Origin of the sequence: Streptomyces sp. NBC_00377, assembly GCF_036075115.1 — a bacterium.
Lineage (GTDB): Bacteria > Actinomycetota > Actinomycetes > Streptomycetales > Streptomycetaceae > Streptomyces.
The window spans coordinates 2,779,873-2,800,792 of record NZ_CP107958.1; the positions used below are offsets into that span (position 1 = coordinate 2,779,873).

The following is a 20,920-nucleotide window of genomic DNA, read 5'->3' on the forward strand; positions in this document are numbered from 1 at the left end:
TCCGGTCACGCCTTTTGCTTGTTGCGGCGATTTCCGATGACCATCGAGGTCAGGACGAAAAGTACGGCGATCAGGAACATGGCCGTACCGATGACATTGATCTGGACGGGCGTTCCGCGCTGGGCCGAACCCCAGACGAACATGGGGAAGGTGACGGTCGAACCCGCGTTGAAATTGGTGATGATGAAATCGTCGAAGGAGAGCGCGAAGGCGAGCAGCGCGCCCGCGGCGATCCCGGGTGCGGCGATGGGCAGTGTGACGCGCAGGAACGTCTGCGCCGGCCCGGCGTACAGGTCCTGGGCGGCCTGCTCCAGGCGTGGGTCCATCGACATCACGCGTGCCTTGACCGCCGTCACGACGAAGCTCAGGCAGAACATGATGTGCGCGATGAGGATCGTCCAGAAGCCCAGCTGAGCACCCAGGTTGAGGAACAGGGTGAGCAGTGAGGCGGCCATGACGACCTCGGGCATCGCCATCGGCAGGAAGATCAGCGAGTTGACGGCGCCCCGCGCCCGGAAGCGGTAGCGCACGAGCGCGAAGGCGATCATCGTGCCGAGGACGGTCGCGCCGAGGGTCGCCCAGACGGCGATCTGGAGGCTGAGCGACAGCGAGCCGCACAGTCCGGAAACCCCGCAGGGGTCCTTCCAGGCGTCGGTGGAGAACTGCTGCCACTGATAGTTGAAACGGCCCTTCGGTTTGTTGAACGAGAACACCGTGACGACGACGTTGGGGAGAAGGAGATAGGCGAGCGTGAGAAGTCCCGCGATGACCACGAAATGGCGCCTGAGCCAGTTGACGAGAGGCATTTAGACCAGATCCTCCGTCCCGGACCTGCGGATGTACAAGGTGACCATGAAAAGGATCGCGGCCATCAGAATGAAGGAGAGGGCCGCCGCGGTCGGGTAGTCCAGCACCCGGAGGAACTGTGTCTGGATGACGTTTCCGATCATGCGGGTGTCCGTCGAGCCGAGGAGTTCCGCGTTGACGTAGTCGCCGGCCGCCGGGATGAAGGTCAGCAGCGTTCCGGAGACCACACCCGGCATCGACAGCGGGAAGGTGACCTTGCGGAAGGTGGTGACCGGTCTGGCGTACAGGTCCCCCGCGGCCTCGTGCAGCCGCCCGTCGATGCGCTCGAGCGAGGTGTAGAGCGGAAGGATCATGAACGGCAGGAAGTTGTACGTCAGGCCGCAGACCACCGCGAGCGGTGTGGCCAGCACCCGGTCTCCCGCGGTCCAGCCGAGCCAGCTGGTGACGTCGAGGACGTGCAGCGTGTTGAGGGCGCCGACGACCGGGCCGCCGTCCGCGAGGATCGTCTTCCAGGCCAGGGTGCGGATCAGGAAGCTGGTGAAGAAGGGGGCGATCACCAGGATCATGATCAGGTTGCGCCAGCGTCCCGCACGGAAGGCGATCAGGTAGGCCAGCGGATAGCCGAGCACCAGGCACAGGACCGTCGCGGCGCCCGCGTAGAGGACCGAGCGCAGGAACTGCGGCCAGTACTCGCTCAGCGCGTCCCAGTAGGTCGCCAGGTGCCAGGTGACCTTGTAGCCCTCCTCCAGGGAGCCCGTCTGCACGGAGGTGGAGGCCTGGTAGATCATGGGCAGCGCGAAGAACACGAACAGCCAGAGCAGTCCGGGCAGCAGCAGCCAGTACGGCGTCAGGCGCCCGCGCTTGCGGGGCGGCTTCTTCGTGGGAGCCGTCGGTGAGAGAGGCGGGGGCGCCTCGGTGAGCGTCGCCATCACAGGGCCGCCTCTTCCTGGATGCCCGCGTCGATGTCCTGGGCGGCGTCCAGGCCGAAGGTGTGGGCGGGGCTCCAGTGCAGGACGACCTCGGCGCCGGGGGCGAGCCGGGCGTCCCGGTCAATGTTCTGGGCGTAGACCTCGAACTCGGGGCAGACGGCGCTGTCGATGACGTACTGGGTGGAGACGCCGATGAACGACGAGTTGGCGATCCTGCCGGTGATGCGGTTGCGGCCCTCGGGGATCTCGCCGGCGTCGTCGGCGTGGGTGAGGGAGATCTTCTCCGGGCGGACGCCGACCAGCACCCTGCCGCCGGCCGTCGTCGGCGCGGAGCAGCGCGACTCGGGCAGGACGAGCTTGCCGCCACCCGCCCGCAGCACGATGTCGTCGCCGTTCTTGGTGTCGACCTCTGCCTCGATGAGGTTGGAGGTGCCGAGGAAGTTGGCGACGAACGTGGTCTGCGGGTTCTCGTAGAGGTCGGCCGGCGAGCCGAGCTGCTCGACGCGGCCCGCGTTCATCACGGCGACCGTGTCGGCCATCGTCATGGCCTCCTCCTGGTCGTGCGTGACGTGCACGAAGGTGATGCCGACCTCGGTCTGGATGCGCTTGAGCTCCAGCTGCATCTGGCGGCGCAGCTTGAGGTCGAGGGCGCCGAGGGGCTCGTCGAGCAGCAGCACCTTGGGGGTGTTGATCAGGGCGCGGGCCACGGCCACGCGCTGCTGCTGGCCGCCGGAGAGCTGGTGCGGTTTCTTGCGGGCCTGCTCACCGAGCTGTACGAGTTCCAGCATGTCCTCGACCTGCTTCTTCACGCTCTTGATGCCGCGCCGGCGCAGACCGAAGGCGACGTTCTCGAAGATGTCGAGGTGCGGGAAGAGGGCGTAGGACTGGAAGACGGTGTTCACCGGGCGCTTGTACGGCGGGAGGACCGTGACGTCCTGGTCGCCGAGGTGGACGGTCCCGGATGAAGGTTCCTCCAGTCCGGCGATCATGCGCAGGGTGGTGGTCTTGCCGCAGCCGGAGGCGCCGAGCAGGGCGAAGAACGAGCCCTGCGGGACGGTCAGGTCGAGCGGGTGGACGGCGGTGAACGAGCCGTAGGTCTTGCTGATGCCGGTGAGGCGGACGTCGCCGCTGCTGTCCTTTGTCATGGTCGTCACGCCCCTGTGAGCTTCGCGAACTTCTGCTGGTAGGCGGTCTCTTCCTTCGAGCTCAGGGAGCGGAAGGCATGGGACTTGGCCTGCATGGCCTTGTCGGGAAGGATCAGCGGATTCTCCGCCGCCGACTTGTCGATCTTGGCGAGGTACGGCTTCACGTCCGCGACCGGACTCACGTAGTTGATGTACGCGGCGAGCTCGGCGGCCGGCTCGGGCTCGTAGTAGTAGTCGATCAGCCGCTCGGCGTTCGTCTTGTGGCGCGCCTTGTTGGGGATCAGCATGTTGTCGGTCGAGGTCATGTAGCCGCTGTCCGGGATGACATAGGCGACGTCCGGATTGTCGGCCTGGAGCTGCACGATGTCCCCGGCCCAGGCGACACAGGCCGCCAGATCGCCCTTGCTGAGGTCGGAGGTGTAGTCGTTGCCGGTGAAGCGGCGGATCTGGCCCTTGTCGACCGCCTTCTGAAGGCGGGCGATGACCGCGTCGTAGTCGTCGTCGGTGAACTTCGCCGGGTCCTTGCCCATGTCGAGCATGGTCATGCCGACGGTGTCGCGCATCTCGGTCAACAGGCCGACCCGGCCCTTGAGCGCCGGGTTGTCGAGCAGGTCGGAGACCGACTTCACCTCGACGCCGTCGAGCGCCTTCTTGTTGAAGGCCACGACCGTCGAGATGCCCTGCCAGGGGTAGGAGTAGGCGCGGCCCGGGTCCCAGTCGGGGCTGCGGAACTGGTCCGACAGGTTGGCGAAGGCGTGCGGCAGGTTGGACGCGTCCAGCTTCTGGACGTACCCGAGCCGGATCATGCGGGCGGCCAGCCAGTCGGTGAGGACGATGAGGTCGCGGCCGGTGTCCTGTCCGGCGGCGAGCTGCGGCTGGATCTTGCCGAAGAACTCGTCGTTGTCGTTGATGTCCTCGGTGTACTTGACCGAGATGCCGGTCTGCTTGCGGAACGCGTCCAGCGTCGGATGGTGCTTCCCGCTGTCGTCCACGTCGATGTACTCCGGCCAGTTGGAGAAGTTGACGACCTTCTCCTTCGCCGAGTGGTCGTCGGCGGAGACGCCACCCTGGGATTTGCCGGCCGCGGGGATTCCGCAGGCGCTGAGCGCGCCGAGGCCGCCCAGTGTCAGGGCGCCTCCGGTGGAGGCGCGCAGCAGCGACCGGCGGGTCATGGCCGCCCTGCCGTTGCGGAGGCTGCGCCGCATGGCGGCCACTCGGGCCGGGCTCAGGCGGTCGGGCTCGTACTGCTCCATGCGCGTGGTGCCCTTTCGGGAGGGTCGGCCGTGGTCGGCGGCCGGTCGTCGTCGCTCTAACAGTCCCCGAAGATGGTGCGGTGCCAGGGCTTGCGGGCCACCGCCGTGTTATCGAACATAACGTGCTTTACCTGTGTGTACTCCTCGAACGAGTACGCTGACATGTCCTTGCCGAAGCCGGACGCCTTGTACCCTCCGTGAGGCATCTCGCTGATGATCGGGATGTGGTCGTTGATCCACACGCACCCCGCCTTGATCTCACGCGTCGCCCGGTTCGCCCGGAACACGTCCCGGCTCCACGCGGAGGCGGCCAGCCCGTACGGGGTGTCGTTGGCGAGGGCGATGCCCTCGTCGTCGCTGTCGAAGGGCAGGACCACCAGGACCGGGCCGAAGATCTCGGCCTGGACGACCTCGCTGTCCTGGGCGGCGTCCGCGATCAGGGTGGGGCGATAGTACGCGCCGCCCTTGAGATCTCCCTGTGGCGCCTCACCCCCGGTCACCACGCGCGCGTAGGCACGCGCCCGGTCGACGAAGGCGGCGACCCGGTCGCGCTGGAGGTGCGAGACCAGCGGCCCGAGGTCGGTCCCGGGGGCGAAGGGATCACCGAGCCGGACGGTCTCCATCAGGGCGGCCGTCCGCTCGACGAACGCCTCGTAGAGCGGCCACTGCACGTACGCGCGCGTGGCGGCCGTGCAGTCCTGCCCGGTGTTGATGAGCGCCCCGGCGACCGCGCCGTTGGCCGCGGCCTCCAGGTCGGCGTCGTCGAAGACGACGAAGGGCGCCTTGCCGCCCAGTTCCAGATGCAGGCGCTTGACGGTCGCGACCGCGATCTCGGCGACGCGTTTGCCGACGGCCGTGGAGCCGGTGAAGGAGGTCATGGCGACGTCGGGATGTCCGACGAGGCGCTCACCGGCCTCCTTCCCGGTCCCGGCGACGATGTTGATCACGCCGTCGGGGATCCCGGCCTGCGTCGCCGCCTCGGCGAAGAGGAGCGAGGTGAGCGGGGTGAGCTCGGCGGGCTTGAGCACGATGGTGTTGCCCGCCGCGATCGCCGGCAGGATCTTCCAGGCGGCCATCTGAAGGGGGTAGTTCCAGGGCGCGATGGAGCCGACGACGCCGATCGGTTCACGGCGGACGTAGGAGGTGTGGTCGCCGGAGTACTCACCGGCGGACTGTCCCGCCAGGTGGCGGGCGGCGCCGGCGAAGAACGCGGTGTTGTCGATGGTGCCGGGCACGTCGAACTCGCGGGTCAGCTTCAGCGGCTTGCCGCACTGGAGGGACTCGGCGCGGGCGAACTCCTCGGCGCGGTCGGCCAGGACGGCGGCGAACCGGTGCAGGGCGTCCGAGCGCTCGCCCGGCGTGGTGCCGGCCCAGCCGGGGAAAGCGGCGCGGGCGGCGGCGACGGCGGCGTCGACGTCGTCGGCGCCTGCCAGTTCGTAGGTGAACACCTCCTCGCCGGTGGCCGGGTCGACCACGGCGTGGGTCCGGCCGGACGTGCCGTGGGTGAGACGGCCTCCGATGTACTGAGCGCCGTCCGCGAAACGTTCCTGTGCGGGGAACCGGTCCTGCATGTCGCTCTCCTCCGCCTTCGCCCCGCTGTGTGCGGCGGCGGGTGGCGTAGCTCCAGCCTGATTTGATTGCCGATCCTGACAGAGCAGGGGCACTCCAACAAGTGATTCCGTTGTTGCCTTTTGGTTACGCGACGGAATCTGTCGGCAGCGGGTCGACCAGGTGTCGAGTCACGGCGGAAAAGGGGGGACGCAGTGTCAGTGGCGCGTGCCAGACTCGCGTGCATGGAGAGGATCGACTGCCGGGAGGCCCTGGTCAGGCAGGCCCGGGCGGGGGCGAGGATCAAGTATCTGCACTTCTGGGGACACCGGCCGCGGCCCGACGGCCGCCTCGGCTCCAGCTGTCTGAGTCAGTGGTGGCCGTCACCGTTCGTGGTCGACGGGGCCGCCTATGCGACGGCCGAGCACTGGATGATGGCCGCGAAGGCACGCCTCTTCGAGGACGCCGAGGCGGAGAAGCGGGCCCTGGCCGCGAAATCGCCCGCGCAGGCCAAGAAGGAGGGGCGGCTGGTGCGCGGCTTCGACGAGACGACCTGGCAGCGGGAGCGGTTCGCGATCGTGGTCGAGGGCAGCGTCCACAAGTTCGCCGCGGACCCCGGCCTGCGGGCGTTCCTGCTCGGCACGGGCCGGAGGGTGCTGGTCGAGGCGAGCCCGGTGGACCGCGTCTGGGGCATCGGTATGGCGGCGGACGACGAGGCGGCGATGAACCCGGACCGCTGGCGGGGGCTGAACCTGCTGGGGTTCGCGCTGATGGAAGCGCGGGAGAGGCTGCGGACACAGCCCTGAGCGGGCGCCCCGCGCGATGTCTCCAGGGTCGGCTCGATGCCACCGGCCAGAACACGCCTGCCTGGATGGGTGGAGGGCGCCGGCCTGTGCCCGCCGGACGCCCAGGACCAGACGATCGGCCCCACGCCCGGTCGACCGCCCGAAGCGGCGCCGTCCCCGCCCGCCGGAAACCGCCGGCTCCGATCGGCGACACACCCGGCTCGGCCCGTGGCCCCCGCCTGCCGGACGCCGGGGGACGGGCGACGAACTTCCCCGCCCGTTCCGGGAACCTTCGCGGCCCGGGCCCGCCGGGCCCGAAGCCGGGGCGGCGCCTCGCGGAGCCTCAGGGCTGGACGATCAGCAGCACGCCCAGTCCGATCCCGAGGACGATGCCCACGGCTCCGCAGATGATCCCGGCCAGGGCCTGTCCGGCGTTCGACGCTTCACCCCGGCGGGCCTTCCCCCGGCCGACCGAGCCGAACACGACGCCGAGGATTCCGGCGATGATGGCCAGCGGCCACATGCAGAAGAGGACGGCCGAGGCGATCCCGAGCACGAGGGCGGCGACCCCCATGCCGTTGCTCTCCACCGGCCCGCCGTACCAGCCGTAGGGGCCCGGGGCGCCGCCGTAGGGGGGCGGCGGGGACGGGTAGCCGTATCCGGGTCCACCCGGACCGGGATAGCCGACCGGGCCGCCCGGGTATCCGTACGGGGCGGGTCCCGGCCCGTGGGGCGCGAGGGGCGGCGGAGGCACCGCCGCGCCGGGGGCGGGAGGAGCGAAGGGGTTGGCGGGCGGCCCCCCGGCCGCCGCCGTACCGGGGTGGGGCGGCGGGAAGGAGGCGAACGGGCCGTTCGCCGGCGGGGTCCCGACGGGAGTGGCCCAGGGCCGCGGACCGGCGTCGGCCGGCGGCGGGGTCGCCCCGGGCAGCGCGGTGACCGTCCACTGGTCATGGACAGCCGGAGGCGCCTGGTCCGGGGAGCCGGGGGCGGATGCCGGCGGTCCGCTGAAACCGACGGTCTGACCGGGCCCGCTCTGCGGACGGTCCTCCGGGGCGGCCCAGGGATTCGGCTCGACCGGGGAACCGGCAGGGCCACCCGGTCCGGAAACACCGGCGCCGTCGCCCGTCGCGGCCCAGGGATTCGACTCGACCGCGGAACCGGCAGGGCCACCCGGTCCGGAAACACCGGCGCCGTCGCCCGTCGCGGCCTTGTGCAACGGCACCTTGGGCGCCGCGTCCTGCGGGCCGTCCGCCTCCTCGGAAGCCGGCGCGGGCCACGGGTCTCGGGCGGCGTCACCGGCCGGGGTCGGCGCGTCGTCGGACATACGTGGGTCCCCTCTGTCGCCCTCTGCCCTGCGTTCGGTCCTGCGTGCCCTGCACGGCTCGCGTCCCGTCATCCGGACGGCGTTCCGTATGGCGCACGTCCCGTCATGCTACGGCCCACGACCGGAGCGCCGGGCAGCGGGCCGTAAGCCGGCCGAGGCGACAACCGCCCCCCGGTCCCCACGCCTTGGCACGCGCGGGGGGACAGCGAGGCCGGACGCGGGTGAGGCCGACAGCCGCCTCTCCTCCCTACCCGCGGCCGACGCGTACCCGAAACACCAGCCGGCGCCCCACCCCGAACCGCCGGCCCCGAGCAGGCAGCACCCGGCCGAAGCCGACGGCCGTCCCCCGTCCGCCCTGCCCGGCCGACGCGCCGGCCGGGCAGGGCCGGGCTCCACGTGAAGCAGACGGCCTCCCCCGGCACCCGCCTAGTCCTCCGCACACGGGGGCGGCACGCGGCGGACTCCGTGCTGCCGGAGGCCGACAGCCGGTCGGCGAGGGCCCCGCCTACGATGATCCCGACCCATCGATCAGCCGATCACCCGCGTCCCGTCCGGCCCGCCGGGCCGGGGCGCCGTCCCGGGGAGGACCCCATGACCGACCGCCTCGACGCATCCGCAGCAGCCCCCGGCTCCCCCGTTTCCGGCGCGGCCGCCGGTCCCACCGCGGACGCCGCGGCCGGCGCCCGGGACGTGCACGCCTTCATCGCCGGGCTGCCGAAGGCCGAACTGCACGTCCACCACGTCGGCTCCGCCTCCCCCCGCATCGTCTCCGAGCTGGCCGCCCGGCACCCCGACTCCAAGGTGCCCACCGACCCCGAGGCCCTGGTCGACTACTTCACGTTCACCGACTTCGCCCACTTCATCGACGTGTACCTGTCCGTCGTGGACCTCATCCGCACCCCGGAGGACGTCCGGCTGCTGACGTACGAGGTCGCCCGGGACCTGGCCCGCCAGCAGGTGCGGTACGCGGAGCTGACCATCACCCCGTTCTCCTCGACCCGGCGCGGCATCGACGAACTCGCCTTCATGGACGCCATCGAGGACGCCCGCAAGGCGGCCGAGGCGGAGTTCGGGACCGTGCTGCGCTGGTGCTTCGACATCCCCGGCGAGGCCGGACTCGAGGCCGCCGAGGAGACGACGCGGCTGGCGACCGACGACCGCGTCCGCCCCGCGGGGCTGGTCTCCTTCGGGCTCGGCGGGCCCGAGGTCGGCGTACCGCGCCCGCAGTTCAAGCCGTACTTCGACCGGGCGATCGCCGCCGGACTGCGCTCGGTGCCGCACGCCGGCGAGACCACCGGGCCGCAGACGGTGTGGGACGCGCTGACCCACCTGCGCGCCGAGCGCATCGGCCACGGCACCAGCTCCGCGCAGGACGAGAAGCTGCTCGCGCACCTCGCCGAGCACCGCATCGCCCTGGAGGTGTGCCCGACCTCGAACATCGCCACCCGTGCGGTCCGCACGCTCGACGAGCACCCGCTCAAGGAGTTCGTGAAGGCCGGCGTGCTGGTCACGATCAACTCCGACGACCCGCCCATGTTCGGCACCGACCTCGACAACGAGTACGCGGTCGCCGCCCGCCTCCTCGACCTGGACGAGCGGGGCCTCGCGGCCCTCGCGGGGAACGCCGTCGACGCCTCCTTCCTGGACCAGGCCGGCAAGGCGCGCCTCAGGGCGGAGATCGACGCCTACACGACGGACTGGCTCGCCCCCTGAGGACCGGCGGCCGCCACAATGGGCCCATGCAGAACGTGACTGCCGTGGCCCATCGCGGCGACCCCTACCGCTTCCGTGAGAACACCCTCGACTCGCTGCGTTCCGCGCTCGCCCTGGGCGCGGACGCCGTCGAGGTCGACGTGCGGCTCACCCGCGACGGCGTGCCCGTCCTGCTGCACGACGAGACGTTGAAGCGGCTGTGGGAGCAGGATCGGCCCCTGCGGGCGCTGTCCGCCGCCGAGGTGCGCGGGCTGACGGCCGGGGCGGTGCCGACCCTCGCGGAGGCGCTCGCGGCGACCGGGGGCAGCCGGCTGATGCTCGATCTGCCGGGGACGCGAGAGGTGCGCACGGCACGCCGGATCGTGGACGTCGTCCGCGAGGCCGGGGCGGCGGACCGGGTCTACTACTGCGCCGACGCGGCCGCGATGCTCGCCGTGCGGGCCGCCGATCCGTCCGCCGAGATCGCCCTGACCCGCACCAGCCTGGCTCCCCCGCGGCCCGCGCTGCTCGACGCGGTGAAGCCCCGTTGGCTCAACTACCGCTTCTCCCTGGTCGACCATGACCTGGCCGCCCGGGTCCACCACGGCGGCCACCTGCTCTCCGTGTGGACCCCCGACACCCGCCGCTCCATGCGCCGGCTCGTCGGGCTGGGCGTCGATTCCATCACCACCAACCGCGTCGAGGTGCTCACGGCCCTGCGGCGACAGACCTGACCGCGCGGACGGACCTGTCCGCGCGGACGGACCTGTCCGCGCGGACGGACCTGTCCGCGCGGACGGACCGACCGCGCCGAGAACTCCCACCCGCATGACTCCCCCGGTCACCGGCCGGGACGGCGCCCGGGCGCACGACCGCGGAGGCCGGAACGGCGCGGGCCCAGGACCGCTACAGGCGCGAGATCTGAGGGACCGTCGCCGGGTCGGCCGGGGTCTCGCGGGTGGCGTACTGCGGGACCGGGGTGTCGTCCTCGCCGGTGTCCCGGACCAGGCCGTAGCGTCCGGCGCCCTGGCCGGGGCCGCTCGTGACGTCCCTCTCCACGGCGTCCCAGGTCGTCGGGAAGACGTTGAGGCCGTAGTCGGCGCCCCGCTCGTTCACGGTGAGGGTGACACTGCCGGCCAGGTAGAAGTACTCGTTCTGCCACATCTGCTGGGCGCCGGACGGCAGGACGGTGTACCCGGTGGCGGTGCTGCCCATACCGGTGACCGTCGAGTCCGTGGCGCTGACGGGATCGTCCATACGGCGGCCGCCGCCGGAGGCCACGTGGAACAGCTTGCCCTTCAGGCCCGTCCAGCTCGGCATGACCAGACCGCCGGACCGGTACTGCGGGGATATCTGCCAGCGCACCAGGACATAGCCTCGGCCGCTGAGCGTCACGCGGTCCCCACGGTGGTTCAGGGTGGCGTGTGCGCCGCCGCTGCTGGTGACGCCGGGCGCGGGCCGCTGCGGCAGGTGGGCCGGCGGTTTCCCCGGATCAGGTGCGCTGTCGACGGCGTCGACGACCGACCCGTACGGGGCCGTCTTCTTCTCGCTCCTCTTCTCAACCACCGACGCCGAGGGCGAAGGCGAGGACGGGCGGGACGGTGACGGTGACGGCTCGGGCCCGGACGGCTTGGTGGTCGGTGAGTTCGCCGCCGTGGGGGCGACGGCCGCGCGGGCGGGCGGGTCGTCGGGGGTCTGCACGACGACGTAGGCGCCGCCCGCGGCGAGTGTCGCGCCGGCCGTGACCGCGACGGCCGGCTTGGTGAGCGCGGTCAGCACCTTCGCGGACCAGCCGGCGGACGCCGTGGCGGTGGCCGCGGCGGCCGTCTTGCCGCCGAGGGACAGGGAGATCGCGAAACCGGCGGGGACCGGGACCAGCGCGATCCCGACGAGCAGCCGTTCCGCTGGGACGACGGACTCCCGGGCATCGCCGCAGTAGGGGCAGCCGCGGACGTGCCGGGCCAGCCGTTTGCGCCACACCGAGTCCGGTCGGCCGTTCCAGCGGGTGGTCAGTTCGCGCAGGTCGGGGCAGGCGCCGTCGAGCGCGCGCACGATGCCGCGGGAGACTTCCAGGCGCTCCTTCACCCGCTGGACGCGGACGGCGGCGTGCTGCCGGCTGATGCCGACCGCCGCGGCAAGCTCGCGGCGCGTGAGTTCACCCGCGACCTCCAGCCACCACAGGGACAGCAGCTGCCGGTCCTCGTCGTCGAGCCAGCGCGCCGCCTCCGCGACCTCGCGCCGCTGCCCTTCCAACTGGAGCCGGATCACGGTGAGTTCGGCGAAGTCGGCGGCTTCCCCGGGCGAGGCGCTCTCGTCGAGGCGCTGCGTCGTCCTGCGGCGCTCGCGGTCCCGGATCTGCCGCATGGCGATCGCGACGAGCCAGGACCGGAAGCTGTCGGGTTCACGCAGCGAGCCGAGGTGGTCGACGGCGCGCAGCATGGTCTCCTGGACGACGTCGTCGACATCGGCGTGCCCGTTCAGGGCGCGGCCGACGACGTTGTACACCAGCGGCAGCCAGCCCGCCACCAGTGCCTCGAGCGCCCGCCGATCGCCGGCCTGCGCGTCGGCGATGGTCGCCCGCCACCGCCGGCCGGCCTCGGCGTCGGCATATGTCCTCATGCCCGCACCCTCTCAGCCGGGCCCCCGCTGTTGGCAATGTCGGAGATCACACCTTGGAGACGGCCAGGCGTGGCCACGGATAACACTTTTCGCCGCCTGGTCCCCCACGCGGAGGAGGCACTCGGGGCAACTCCCGCAGGCGGCAAGCCCGTTGCTCAGCCGTCCGTCCGGTTCCCCGCCCCGAACCGGCAGCATCCCGCCGCGACGCCGTGCGGGTACGGCCGTCCTCGGAGCCCGAGTCGCGACGCCACCGGGATCAGCGGCTCCGCTCCGGCGCGGCGGAGGGCGTGGGCGGCGCCCCCGAGGGCGTGCTCTGCCGGCTCGCCGTGAGGGGGTCGCTCGTCGCGGTCGGCTCCAGGGACCGGCTACGGCCGCTCCGGGCGGTCGGGGCAGCGGTGGCGTCGGGGGCAGGCGACGTCCGGGGGTCCGGGGCGGGGGTCGCGCCCCTCTCGGTAGGGCGCCCGGTGGTGGGCACGGGAGAGGGTGACGGCGGGGCCGCACTCGGAGCGCCGCTCACCGGCGGCGGGGCAAGCGGCACCACCGGGCGCGCGGGCCCGTCGGACGCCGTCAGGTGCAGTGGCAGCAGGACGGCGAGGGCGGCGATCCCGCAGGCGGCGCCCGCTCCGGCCGCGGTGCGCAGCAGCCGCCGCCGGACCGCGCCCCGGCGGATCTCCTCGTAGCGGCCGGGCGGCGGGCCCAGATGGCCGGCGGCGGTCGGCCGCAGGATGACGGTGAGGGGGTCGGCGGGGTCGAGGTCCGGGCCGTCGTCGAAGTCGTCAGTGGGTGTGATCAAGGCTTCTCCTCAGGTGGGCGCGGAGCAGTTCGCGGGCCGCGTGCAGGTCGGCCTTGACGGTTCCCTCCTTGCGCCCGGTCAGCACGGCCACCTCCCGGATCGGCATGTCAGCGTAGTAGTGCAGCAGGATCGGGACGCGCAGCCGGTCGGGCAGGGACTGCACGAGCAGCCGCACCGAGGGGTCGGCGGGCTCGGCGGGCGGGGCGACGGCGGCCTCGACGGTGGCCCGGCGCAGGGCCCGGCGCTCGCGTTCGAGCTTGCGCCAGTGGTCGCGGACGAGGTTGGCGGCGGTGACGTAGAGGAAGCCCTGGGGTTCGGTCACGGCCGTCCAGCGCGCCCAGAGCCGGGTGAACGCCTCCGAGGCGATCTCGTGCGCCGTCCCGTCGTCGTCGACGAGACGGCGGCACCAGCCGGCGAGGCGCGGGTAGAGGGCGGCGAACAGCTCGGACGCCGCCCTCTCACGGGAGCCGGCGGGCCGTTTCAACGTTCTCCCGCGGGAGTCAGGGCGGCGAAGACGATCACGTTGTCGCGGTATCCGTCCCCGGTACGGGGGCCGCCGCAGGTGATGAGACGCAGTTCGGGCCGGTTCACGTTCCCGTACACCCGCTCGGTCGGGAACTCCGCCTTGTCGACGGTCGTCACCTCGGTGACGGCGAACCGGGCCGTGGTGCCGTTCTCCAGACGCGCCCCGATCCGGTCGCCCCGGCGCAGCCGGTCGAGGTGCCGGAAGACGCCGTCGCCGTACCGGCCGACCGTGACATGGGCGAGGATCACCGACGGTCCGGTCTGTCCCGGTGTCGGCGAGTTCTCGTACCACCCCGCCCGGTCGTGCTCCTCGACCGGCGGCACCTGCACGGTGCCGTCGCCGGCCAGCCCCAGCCGCATCACCGGGGTGTCGACCCCGATGGCCGGGATCCGCAGCGTGACCGGCACCGAGCGCGCGAGGGGACGCGCCGCCCGGGCGGCGGGGGCCGGCGAGGTGTCCGTGGTGCGTGCGGCGGAGCCGGCGCCGCCCGTGTCCCCCGGCTCGGCCGGGTCACCGCCGCAGCCCGTGAGCAGCGGCGCCGCGAGGGCCGAGAGGATCAGTGCGCGCCTGGAGAGCGGGCTCATGCGGCGGTCGTCCTCCGGCGGCGTACGACGTAGAAGCCGGTGCCGGCCACCGCGAACACCGCGGCCGCGCTGCCGCCGATCAGTGCGCCGTGACCCTCGGAGGGCTCCGCGACGCCGGTGTCGGCGGCACCGCGCGGCACGACGCCGACCTGGCTCGGCACGGCGGACGGGTCGGTCCGGTCCCTGGTCGGCGCGGGAACCGTGCTGGCGTCACTGCCCGCCTCGGCGGGGGCCGGTGTCGCACTGCGGTCCGCCGTGGTGGCGGGGGACGGCGTCCCGCCGTCGGCCAGCGCGGGCGCAGCGCCCGCCAGCAGGGCGGTACCCGCAACCATCAGGGCGGCGAGGCCCGTTCGCGGCATGAGTCGCATGAATCGCTCTCTTTCGTCGGTCCGTTGACGGATCGAGCGAAGAGACGAGATACCCCACGACCGGGTTGTAAAGAACTGGCAAACCCCAGAACTTCGCCCCCACAAGGAGCCCGGGGAACGACGCGACCAGCCCCCTCCAGGGGCGCGGGGAACTGCGCGACCAGCCCCGACGCACCCGCACCCGAACCGCGGCCCGGCCCGGCGGGGTGGCCCGGCAGAGCGAACGACCCCCGGTCCGAGGACCGAGGGCCGAACCGACCTCCAGGGGCGCGGGGAACTGCGCGACCAGCCGCAACCCACCCGCACCCGAAACACGGCCCGCCCGAAGACCGACCGCACCCGGCGGAGCCGCTACGCGTCGAGGGACGTCATCACATGCTTGATGCGCGTGTAGTCGTCGAAGCCGTAGCCCGACAGGTCCTTGCCGTAGCCGGACTTCTTGAAGCCGCCGTGGGGCATCTCGGCGACCAGCGGGATGTGGGTGTTGATCCACACGCAGCCGAAGTCCAGCTTCTTGGACATCCGCATCGCGCGGCCGTGGTCCTTGGTCCACACCGAGGAGGCGAGGGCGTACTCGACGCCGTTGGCCCACTCGACGGCCTGGTCCTCGTCCGTGAACGACTGGACGGTGATGACCGGCCCGAACACCTCGTTCTGGATGATCTCGTCGTCCTGCTTCAGCCCGGACACGACGGTCGCGGCGTAGAAGTACCCCTTGTCGCCGACGCGCTGACCGCCGGCCTCGACCTTGGCGTGCGCGGGCAGCCGCTCGATGAAGCCGGTGACCTGCTGGAGCTGGTTGGGGTTGTTCAGCGGACCGAAGAGGACGTCCTCGTCGTCCGGCTGTCCCGTCTTCGTCTCCGCCGCCGCCTTCGCGAGCGCGGCCACGAACTCGTCGTGGATGTCCTCCTGGACGAGGACGCGGGTGGCCGCCGTACAGTCCTGGCCGGCGTTGAAGAAGCCCGCCACCGAGATGTCCTCGACGGCCTTGGCGATGGCCGCGCTGTCGAGGTCCCCGAACACCACGACCGGCGCCTTGCCGCCCAGCTCCAGGTGGACCCGCTTGAGGTCCTTGGACGCCGATTCGGCGACGGACATGCCCGCGCGCACGGAACCGGTGATGGAGGCCATCGCCGGGGTCGGGTGCTCGACCATCAGCCGGCCGGTGTCACGGTCTCCGGTGATGACGTTGAAGACGCCCTTGGGCAGGATCGAGCCGATGATCTCGGCGATCAGGACGGTGGAGGCAGGCGTGGTGTCGGACGGCTTGAGCACCACGGTGTTGCCGGCCGCGATCGCCGGGGCGAACTTCCACACGGCCATCATCATCGGGTAGTTCCAGGGCGCGACCTGCGCGCAGACGCCGACCGGCTCGCGGCGGACGATCGAGGTCATCCCGTCCATGTACTCGCCGGCGCTGCGCCCTTCCAGCATCCGGGCCGCCCCCGCGAAGAAGCGGATCTGGTCGACCATGGGAGGGATCTCCTCGGAGCGGGTCAGCCCGATCGGCTTGCCCGTGTTCTCCACCTCGGCCGCGATGAGCTCCTCGGCCCGCTCCTCGAACGCGTCCGCGATCTTCAGCAGGGCCCTTTGGCGTTCGGCGGGGGTCGTGTCGCGCCAGCCGGGGAACGCCTTGGCGGCGGCCGCCATCGCGGCGTCGACGTCCGCCTGGCGGGACAGCGGCGCGGTCGCGTACGCCTCGCCCGTCGCGGGGTTGACCACCTCGGTGGTCCGTCCGTCGGCGGCGTCCCGGAACTCACCGTCGATGTGATTGCGCAGACGACGCAGCTCGGTGCTCACTGCCGGCCCTCCAAGTTCGGTGTCCATTGACTGAGACACCCACACTAATCCTTGCCCCGACGTTTTCAACACCCCCGATCCCGCCGGGGCTGCGGAATCCGCAGATCTCACACACGTAAACAACGAATTTCATCGCATCGGCCTTGCGGAACCGTCGAGACCTCGTGCACAGTGAGGCCGTGGCCAGTCGAAGCGCAGAGCACAGGGACTCCCGCGAGTCCAGGAACGGCAGCACCCCTCACCTGGATGCCGTCAGCCTCGCCATCATCCAGCAGCTCCAGGAGGACGGCCGCCGGCCGTACGCCGCGATCGGCAAGGCCGTCGGCCTCTCCGAGGCGGCCGTGCGCCAGCGCGTCCAGAAGCTGCTCGACCAGGGCGTGATGCAGATCGTCGCCGTCACGGACCCGCTGACCGTGGGCTTCCGCCGCCAGGCGATGGTCGGGATCAACGTGGAGGGCGATGTCGAGTCCATCGCGGAAGCGCTGACCGACATGGCGGAAGTCGAGTACGTGGTGATGACGGCGGGCTCGTTCGACGTCCTCGCCGAGATCGTCTGCGAGGACGACGACCACCTGCTGGACGTCATCAACAAGCGCATCCGTGCTCTGCCGGGCGTTCGCTCGACCGAGAGCTTCGTCTACCTGAAGCTGAAGAAGCAGACCTACATGTGGGGAACCCGATAACCGTGAGGACCCGATAACAGTGAGCACCAAGGACCTCAGCCGCACCGCGTACGACCACCTGTGGATGCACTTCACCCGCATGTCCTCGTACGAGAACTCGCCGGTCCCGACGATCGTCCGGGGCGAGGGCGCCTACATCTACGACGACAAGGGCAGGCGCTACCTCGACGGCCTCTCGGGTCTGTTCGTCGTCCAGGCCGGTCACGGCCGCACCGAGCTGGCCGAGACGGCCTTCAAGCAGGCGCAGGAGCTCGCGTTCTTCCCGGTGTGGTCCTACGCCCACCCGAAGGCCGTGGAGCTGGCGGAGCGTCTCGCCGACTACGCGCCGGGCGACCTGAACAAGGTCTTCTTCACCACCGGCGGCGGCGAGGCCGTCGAGACCGCCTGGAAGCTCGCCAAGCAGTACTTCAAGCTCCAGGGCAAGCCGACCAAGTACAAGGTCATCTCCCGCGCGGTCGCCTACCACGGCACCCCGCAGGGCGCCCTGTCGATCACCGGCCTGCCGGCCTTGAAGGCCCCCTTCGAGCCGCTCGTCCCGGGCGCGCACAAGGTGCCGAACACCAACATCTACCGCGCCCCGATATACGGCGACGACCCCGAGGCCTTCGGCCGCTGGGCCGCCGACCAGATCGAGCAGCAGATCCTCTTCGAGGGCCCGGAGACGGTCGCCGCGGTCTTCCTGGAGCCGGTCCAGAACGCGGGCGGCTGCTTCCCGCCCCCGCCCGGCTACTTCCAGCGGGTGCGCGAGATCTGCGACCAGTACGACGTGCTGCTCGTGTCGGACGAGGTCATCTGCGCCTTCGGCCGCCTCGGCACGATGTTCGCCTGCGACAAGTTCGGCTACGTCCCGGACATGATCACCTGCGCCAAGGGCATGACCTCGGGCTACTCCCCGATCGGCGCCTGCATCATCTCCGACAAGCTGGCCGAGCCGTTCTACAAGGGCGACAACACCTTCCTGCACGGTTACACCTTCGGCGGCCACCCCGTGTCGGCCGCGGTGGGCGTCGCCAACCTCGACCTGTTCGAGCGCGAGGGCCTCAACCAGCACGTGCTGGACAACGAGGGCGCGTTCCTCAAGACCCTCCAGAAGCTGCACGACCTCCCGATCGTCGGCGACGTCCGGGGGAACGGCTTCTTCTACGGCATCGAGCTGGTCAAGGACAAGGCGACGAAGGAATCGTTCAACGACGAGGAGACCGAGCGCGTCCTGTACGGCTTCCTGTCCAAGGCTCTCTTCGACAACGGCCTGTACTGCCGTGCCGACGACCGCGGCGACCCGGTCGTCCAGCTCGCCCCGCCGCTGATCTCCAACCAGGAGACCTTCGACGAGATCGAGCAGATCCTGCGCGCGACGCTGACGGAGGCGTGGACGAAGCTCTGACCATCGGCCTGATCAGCTGATCAACACCGGCCCCGGCATCGACCGTTCGAGTGAGAAACGGCGGACCGGGGCCGTGTGCTGTGGTATGCCCGCCGCGATGTCCTTAGCGTGCTCGTGACCGATCGGCCCTGCCTTCGTTTCCCGTTCGTTCCCCAGGATGGGGGAGTGGCAAGGAACTTACGGATCTGAACCGAGGTGTACGCCCGTGACTCCTCCCCCACGTGACCGAGGGGGCTTCTCACTCGACCGCAGCGGGTCTCGTGACGGCCAAGCCCTGACCGCCGGCGAAGCAGAAACGCAGCGTAGTACGCCGCTGCGCGGCTCCGGAAATCAGGAGGCCCCGCCGGACAACGACGTGCTGTGGGCACGCTCCCTGTACTTCACGCACCGCGACGGCTCACCGGCGCTCGGCGGCGTCTCGCTGGGCGTGCGGGAGGGCGAGATCCTCGCCGTCAGCGGGCCGCGCGGCAGCGGCAAGACCACACTGCTGCGCTGCCTGTCCGGCCTTTCGCCCGCCCAGCGCGGCGAGGTCTGGTTCAACAGCGTCCCCGTGCACACGATGGGCCCGACGGCCCGCGAACGGCTGCGCCGCGACCGCTTCGGCTGGATCGACCCGGTGCCGGCCCTCGTCCCCGAACTCAACGTCTGGGAGAACGCGGCCCTCCCCCTGATGCTGCGCGGCACCAGCCGCCGCCGGGCCAAGGTCGCCGCGCTGGAGTGGCTGGACCGCCTGGACATCGGCGGCAGGTCGCACCACCGCCCGCACGAACTCACCCAGGCCGAACGCCAGCGGGTCTGCATCACGCGCGCCCTGGCCCCGGCCCCCTCGGTCCTCTTCGCGGACGAGCCGACGGCCCCCCTGCACCGCGCCGACCGGGCCCACGTCCTGCGCACCCTGACGACGGCGGCCCGCTCCCACGGCATCACGGTGGTGCTGGCCACCCACGATCCGGAGACCGCCGCCCTCGCCGACCGCACGGTGCCACTGCTGGACGGCCGCCGGGTCAGGACGGTCCATCTGCCCCCGGTCACGGAGTCGGAAGGCCGGGGGGCCGCGTGCTCGCTCTCCGTCTGACGCGCAGCGCCCATCCCGCCGTCCAGCTCCGCCGCCTCCTGGTCGCGACGGCCTCGGCGGGCACCGGTTTCCTCCTCCTGTGCACCCTCGGCCACGCCCTCGCCCACCCCGACGACCAGGCCGCGTCGGTGCTCCGGCTCGCCTGGTGCGCGGTCCCGCTCGCGGCGACGGTCTACTTCGCCCTGGCGGTGGCCCGCACGGACCCCGGCACCCGCCCGCGCCCCGGACTGGCGGCGATCGGCCTGGGACCGGCCCGCCTGATGGCCGTCTCGGCGATGACGACGGCCCTGTCGACGCTGCTCGGCTCCATGCTGGCCCTCCTCCTCTTCCTCCATCTGCGCGGCGACCTCACGGGCATGCCGTTCGACGGAGCGGCCGCCGACTTCCTGGCGGCGAACCAGCCCCTCCCGCTGCCGGCGTCCCTGACCCTGCTGGCACTGGTCCCGGTGGCCTCGTCCGTCGCGGTGGCGCTGATGCTCCGCCCGAGGGACGCTCGCGTGGCGGCCCAGGCGGCCCCGCGGATGTTCGGCCGGTTCGGGACGTACGGGAGGACCGGGCCGGGAGACAGGTTCGGCGAGTACGGCCGCTTCGGGGCGAGAACGAGACGACCCCGGCCGTCCGGTCCCGTTGCGGGCGTCCGTACCGCAGCCGCGGCCGGCGACCAGGGGGCGGCACCGCGGTGGTCCGCCGACGATCAGGACGGCAGGTCCGCCGATACGTCCACCGGCCCGGCGGCGAACGGCAGGCCGTCCCGCCCCGATCCGGGCCACCGCCCCGCCGAGGCGGCCGCCGTCCTGGCGGCGAACGGCGCCCCCTCGACTCCGGGCACCGTGACCCTCTCCATCGCCTCGCATCCGGAAGGCGGACCGTCGGAGGCCACGGACGGCACCCCGGCCCCGGTCCCCGCCCACCGCATGGACTCCCCGACGCATCCGCCCCACCCCACCGCCCTCCCCTGGGGCGCGGCGCTCCTCGCGGCCGGCCTTGCCGTGGAGGCGTACGCGAACCAGATCGCCGAGCCCAGCACGCTCCCGCTCCCCGGCGGCCTGCCCACCGGCCCCGTCGCGGTCCTCGTCGGCTGGATCCTCACCGCCGTGGGCCTGGCCCTCGCCGGTCCCGGCCTCACCCACCTCTGCGGCCGCCTGCTGCAAGCGGCCCGTCCGGGCGCGCTGCGCCTCCTCGCGGGCCGGGGCCTGATGCAGGAGGCGTCCCGCATCGGCCGTCCGCTGGGAGTGGTCTGCGCGGTGGCCTCGGGCGCGTACACGATGGCCATGCTGTACGACCCGGCGGACCCGTCCTTCGGCCCGCTCGCCACGCTCGGCGCCGTGATCGTGGCGGGCTGCACCGTCGCCACGCTGCTGACGGCGGCCATCGAGGCGAGGCAGGTCCGCGCCGACACCACCGCCGCCCTGCTCCGCCTCGGCGCCCCGGCCAAGACGCTGCGCAGCGCCGCCGCCCTGCGCACGGGCGCGCTGCTCGCCCTGTTCGTCCCGCTCACCCTGATCGTGGCCGAACTGGCGGCTCTCCCGCTGATGCGCTGAAGCGCACGCGCTCGAGCCGACGCGCTGAAGCAGAAAGATCTCCGTCCGCCGATTAGTTCCGCGC

Annotated in this window: 18 protein-coding genes and 1 pseudogene; 7 read left to right on the forward strand and 12 right to left on the reverse strand. The window is 71.9% G+C overall.

The genetic code is table 11. The features are described 5' to 3' along the window. Nucleotides 1-5: 5 nt before the first annotated feature. Genes OHS71_RS12395 through OHS71_RS12415 form a run of 5 tightly spaced genes read right to left on the reverse strand, consistent with a single transcriptional unit; the run spans nt 6 to nt 5,705 of the window. Nucleotides 6-806, reverse strand: coding sequence for an ABC transporter permease (locus tag OHS71_RS12395; RefSeq protein WP_328479448.1), 801 nt, complete (start codon nt 804-806; stop codon nt 6-8). Continuing rightward, on the reverse strand, nt 807-1,736 hold the full coding sequence (locus tag OHS71_RS12400; RefSeq protein WP_328479449.1) for an ABC transporter permease: 930 nt from the start codon (nt 1,734-1,736) through the stop codon (nt 807-809). Then, nucleotides 1,736-2,881: an ABC transporter ATP-binding protein gene (locus OHS71_RS12405; RefSeq protein WP_328479450.1), complete on the reverse strand. Its 1,146-nt coding sequence runs from the start codon at nt 2,879-2,881 to the stop codon at nt 1,736-1,738. The genes OHS71_RS12400 and OHS71_RS12405 overlap by 1 nt, the downstream gene beginning before the upstream one ends. 5 nt (nt 2,882-2,886) lie before the next feature. Beyond that, a complete protein-coding gene (locus OHS71_RS12410) occupies nt 2,887-4,134 on the reverse strand; it encodes an ABC transporter substrate-binding protein (RefSeq protein ID WP_328479451.1) in 1,248 nt (415 codons plus the stop codon). Nucleotides 4,135-4,190: 56 nt separating this feature from the next. Further along, nucleotides 4,191-5,705: a gamma-aminobutyraldehyde dehydrogenase gene (locus OHS71_RS12415; RefSeq protein ID WP_328479452.1), complete on the reverse strand. Its 1,515-nt coding sequence runs from the start codon at nt 5,703-5,705 to the stop codon at nt 4,191-4,193. A 222-nt stretch (nt 5,706-5,927) separates the two neighbouring features. Between OHS71_RS12415 and OHS71_RS12420 the strand changes: the two genes are divergently transcribed. Beyond that, a complete protein-coding gene (locus OHS71_RS12420; RefSeq protein WP_328479453.1) occupies nt 5,928-6,488 on the forward strand; it encodes an NADAR family protein in 561 nt (186 codons plus the stop codon). 322 nt (nt 6,489-6,810) lie between these two features. Here OHS71_RS12420 and OHS71_RS12425 read toward each other — a convergent pair whose 3' ends face one another. Then, complete coding sequence (locus OHS71_RS12425; RefSeq protein ID WP_328479454.1) at nt 6,811-7,791, reverse strand: DUF4190 domain-containing protein; 981 nt, start codon at nt 7,789-7,791, stop codon at nt 6,811-6,813. Nucleotides 7,792-8,318: 527 nt separating this feature from the next. Between OHS71_RS12425 and OHS71_RS12430 the strand changes: the two are divergent. Beyond that, nucleotides 8,319-9,504, forward strand: a pseudogene (locus OHS71_RS12430) (adenosine deaminase). A 26-nt stretch (nt 9,505-9,530) separates the two neighbouring features. Then, entirely contained in the window at nt 9,531-10,217 is a 687-nt protein-coding gene (locus tag OHS71_RS12435) for a glycerophosphodiester phosphodiesterase (RefSeq protein WP_328479455.1), read from the forward strand. A 172-nt stretch (nt 10,218-10,389) separates the two neighbouring features. On the opposite strand, the gene OHS71_RS12440 is transcribed toward OHS71_RS12435, so the two are convergent. From OHS71_RS12440 to OHS71_RS12465, 6 genes are all read right to left on the reverse strand, one after another. Then, nucleotides 10,390-12,102 carry an RNA polymerase sigma factor gene (locus OHS71_RS12440; protein ID WP_328479456.1) on the reverse strand — a complete coding sequence of 571 codons (1,713 nt, stop codon included), beginning with the start codon at nt 12,100-12,102 and terminating at the stop codon, nt 10,390-10,392. Between the two features lie 256 nt (nt 12,103-12,358). Continuing rightward, nucleotides 12,359-12,895, reverse strand: coding sequence for a hypothetical protein (locus tag OHS71_RS12445; protein ID WP_328479457.1), 537 nt, complete (start codon nt 12,893-12,895; stop codon nt 12,359-12,361). Next, nucleotides 12,879-13,379 carry an RNA polymerase sigma factor gene (locus OHS71_RS12450; protein WP_328479458.1) on the reverse strand — a complete coding sequence of 167 codons (501 nt, stop codon included), beginning with the start codon at nt 13,377-13,379 and terminating at the stop codon, nt 12,879-12,881. Before OHS71_RS12450 ends, OHS71_RS12445 begins: the two co-directional genes overlap by 17 nt. Next, complete coding sequence (locus OHS71_RS12455; RefSeq protein ID WP_328479459.1) at nt 13,376-14,005, reverse strand: class F sortase; 630 nt, start codon at nt 14,003-14,005, stop codon at nt 13,376-13,378. Before OHS71_RS12455 ends, OHS71_RS12450 begins: the two co-directional genes overlap by 4 nt. Next, nucleotides 14,002-14,364, reverse strand: coding sequence for a sortase-dependent protein (locus tag OHS71_RS12460; RefSeq protein ID WP_328484485.1), 363 nt, complete (start codon nt 14,362-14,364; stop codon nt 14,002-14,004). The genes OHS71_RS12455 and OHS71_RS12460 overlap by 4 nt, the downstream gene beginning before the upstream one ends. Before the next feature lie 360 nt (nt 14,365-14,724). Next, nucleotides 14,725-16,173: a gamma-aminobutyraldehyde dehydrogenase gene (locus OHS71_RS12465; RefSeq protein ID WP_328479460.1), complete on the reverse strand. Its 1,449-nt coding sequence runs from the start codon at nt 16,171-16,173 to the stop codon at nt 14,725-14,727. A gap of 164 nt (nt 16,174-16,337) precedes the next feature. Here OHS71_RS12465 and OHS71_RS12470 point away from each other — a divergent pair, with 164 nt between their 5' ends. From OHS71_RS12470 to OHS71_RS12485, 4 genes are all read left to right on the forward strand, one after another. After that, complete coding sequence (locus OHS71_RS12470; RefSeq protein WP_328484486.1) at nt 16,338-16,856, forward strand: Lrp/AsnC family transcriptional regulator; 519 nt, start codon at nt 16,338-16,340, stop codon at nt 16,854-16,856. Between the two features lie 19 nt (nt 16,857-16,875). Further along, nucleotides 16,876-18,240 carry an aspartate aminotransferase family protein gene (locus OHS71_RS12475; RefSeq protein WP_328479461.1) on the forward strand — a complete coding sequence of 455 codons (1,365 nt, stop codon included), beginning with the start codon at nt 16,876-16,878 and terminating at the stop codon, nt 18,238-18,240. Nucleotides 18,241-18,553: 313 nt separating this feature from the next. Beyond that, a complete protein-coding gene (locus OHS71_RS12480; RefSeq protein ID WP_328484487.1) occupies nt 18,554-19,315 on the forward strand; it encodes an ABC transporter ATP-binding protein in 762 nt (253 codons plus the stop codon). Then, nucleotides 19,297-20,856 (forward strand): hypothetical protein, encoded by a 1,560-nt coding sequence (locus OHS71_RS12485; protein WP_328479462.1) that lies wholly within the window; start codon nt 19,297-19,299, stop codon nt 20,854-20,856. Before OHS71_RS12480 ends, OHS71_RS12485 begins: the two co-directional genes overlap by 19 nt. Nucleotides 20,857-20,920: the final 64 nt, after the last annotated feature.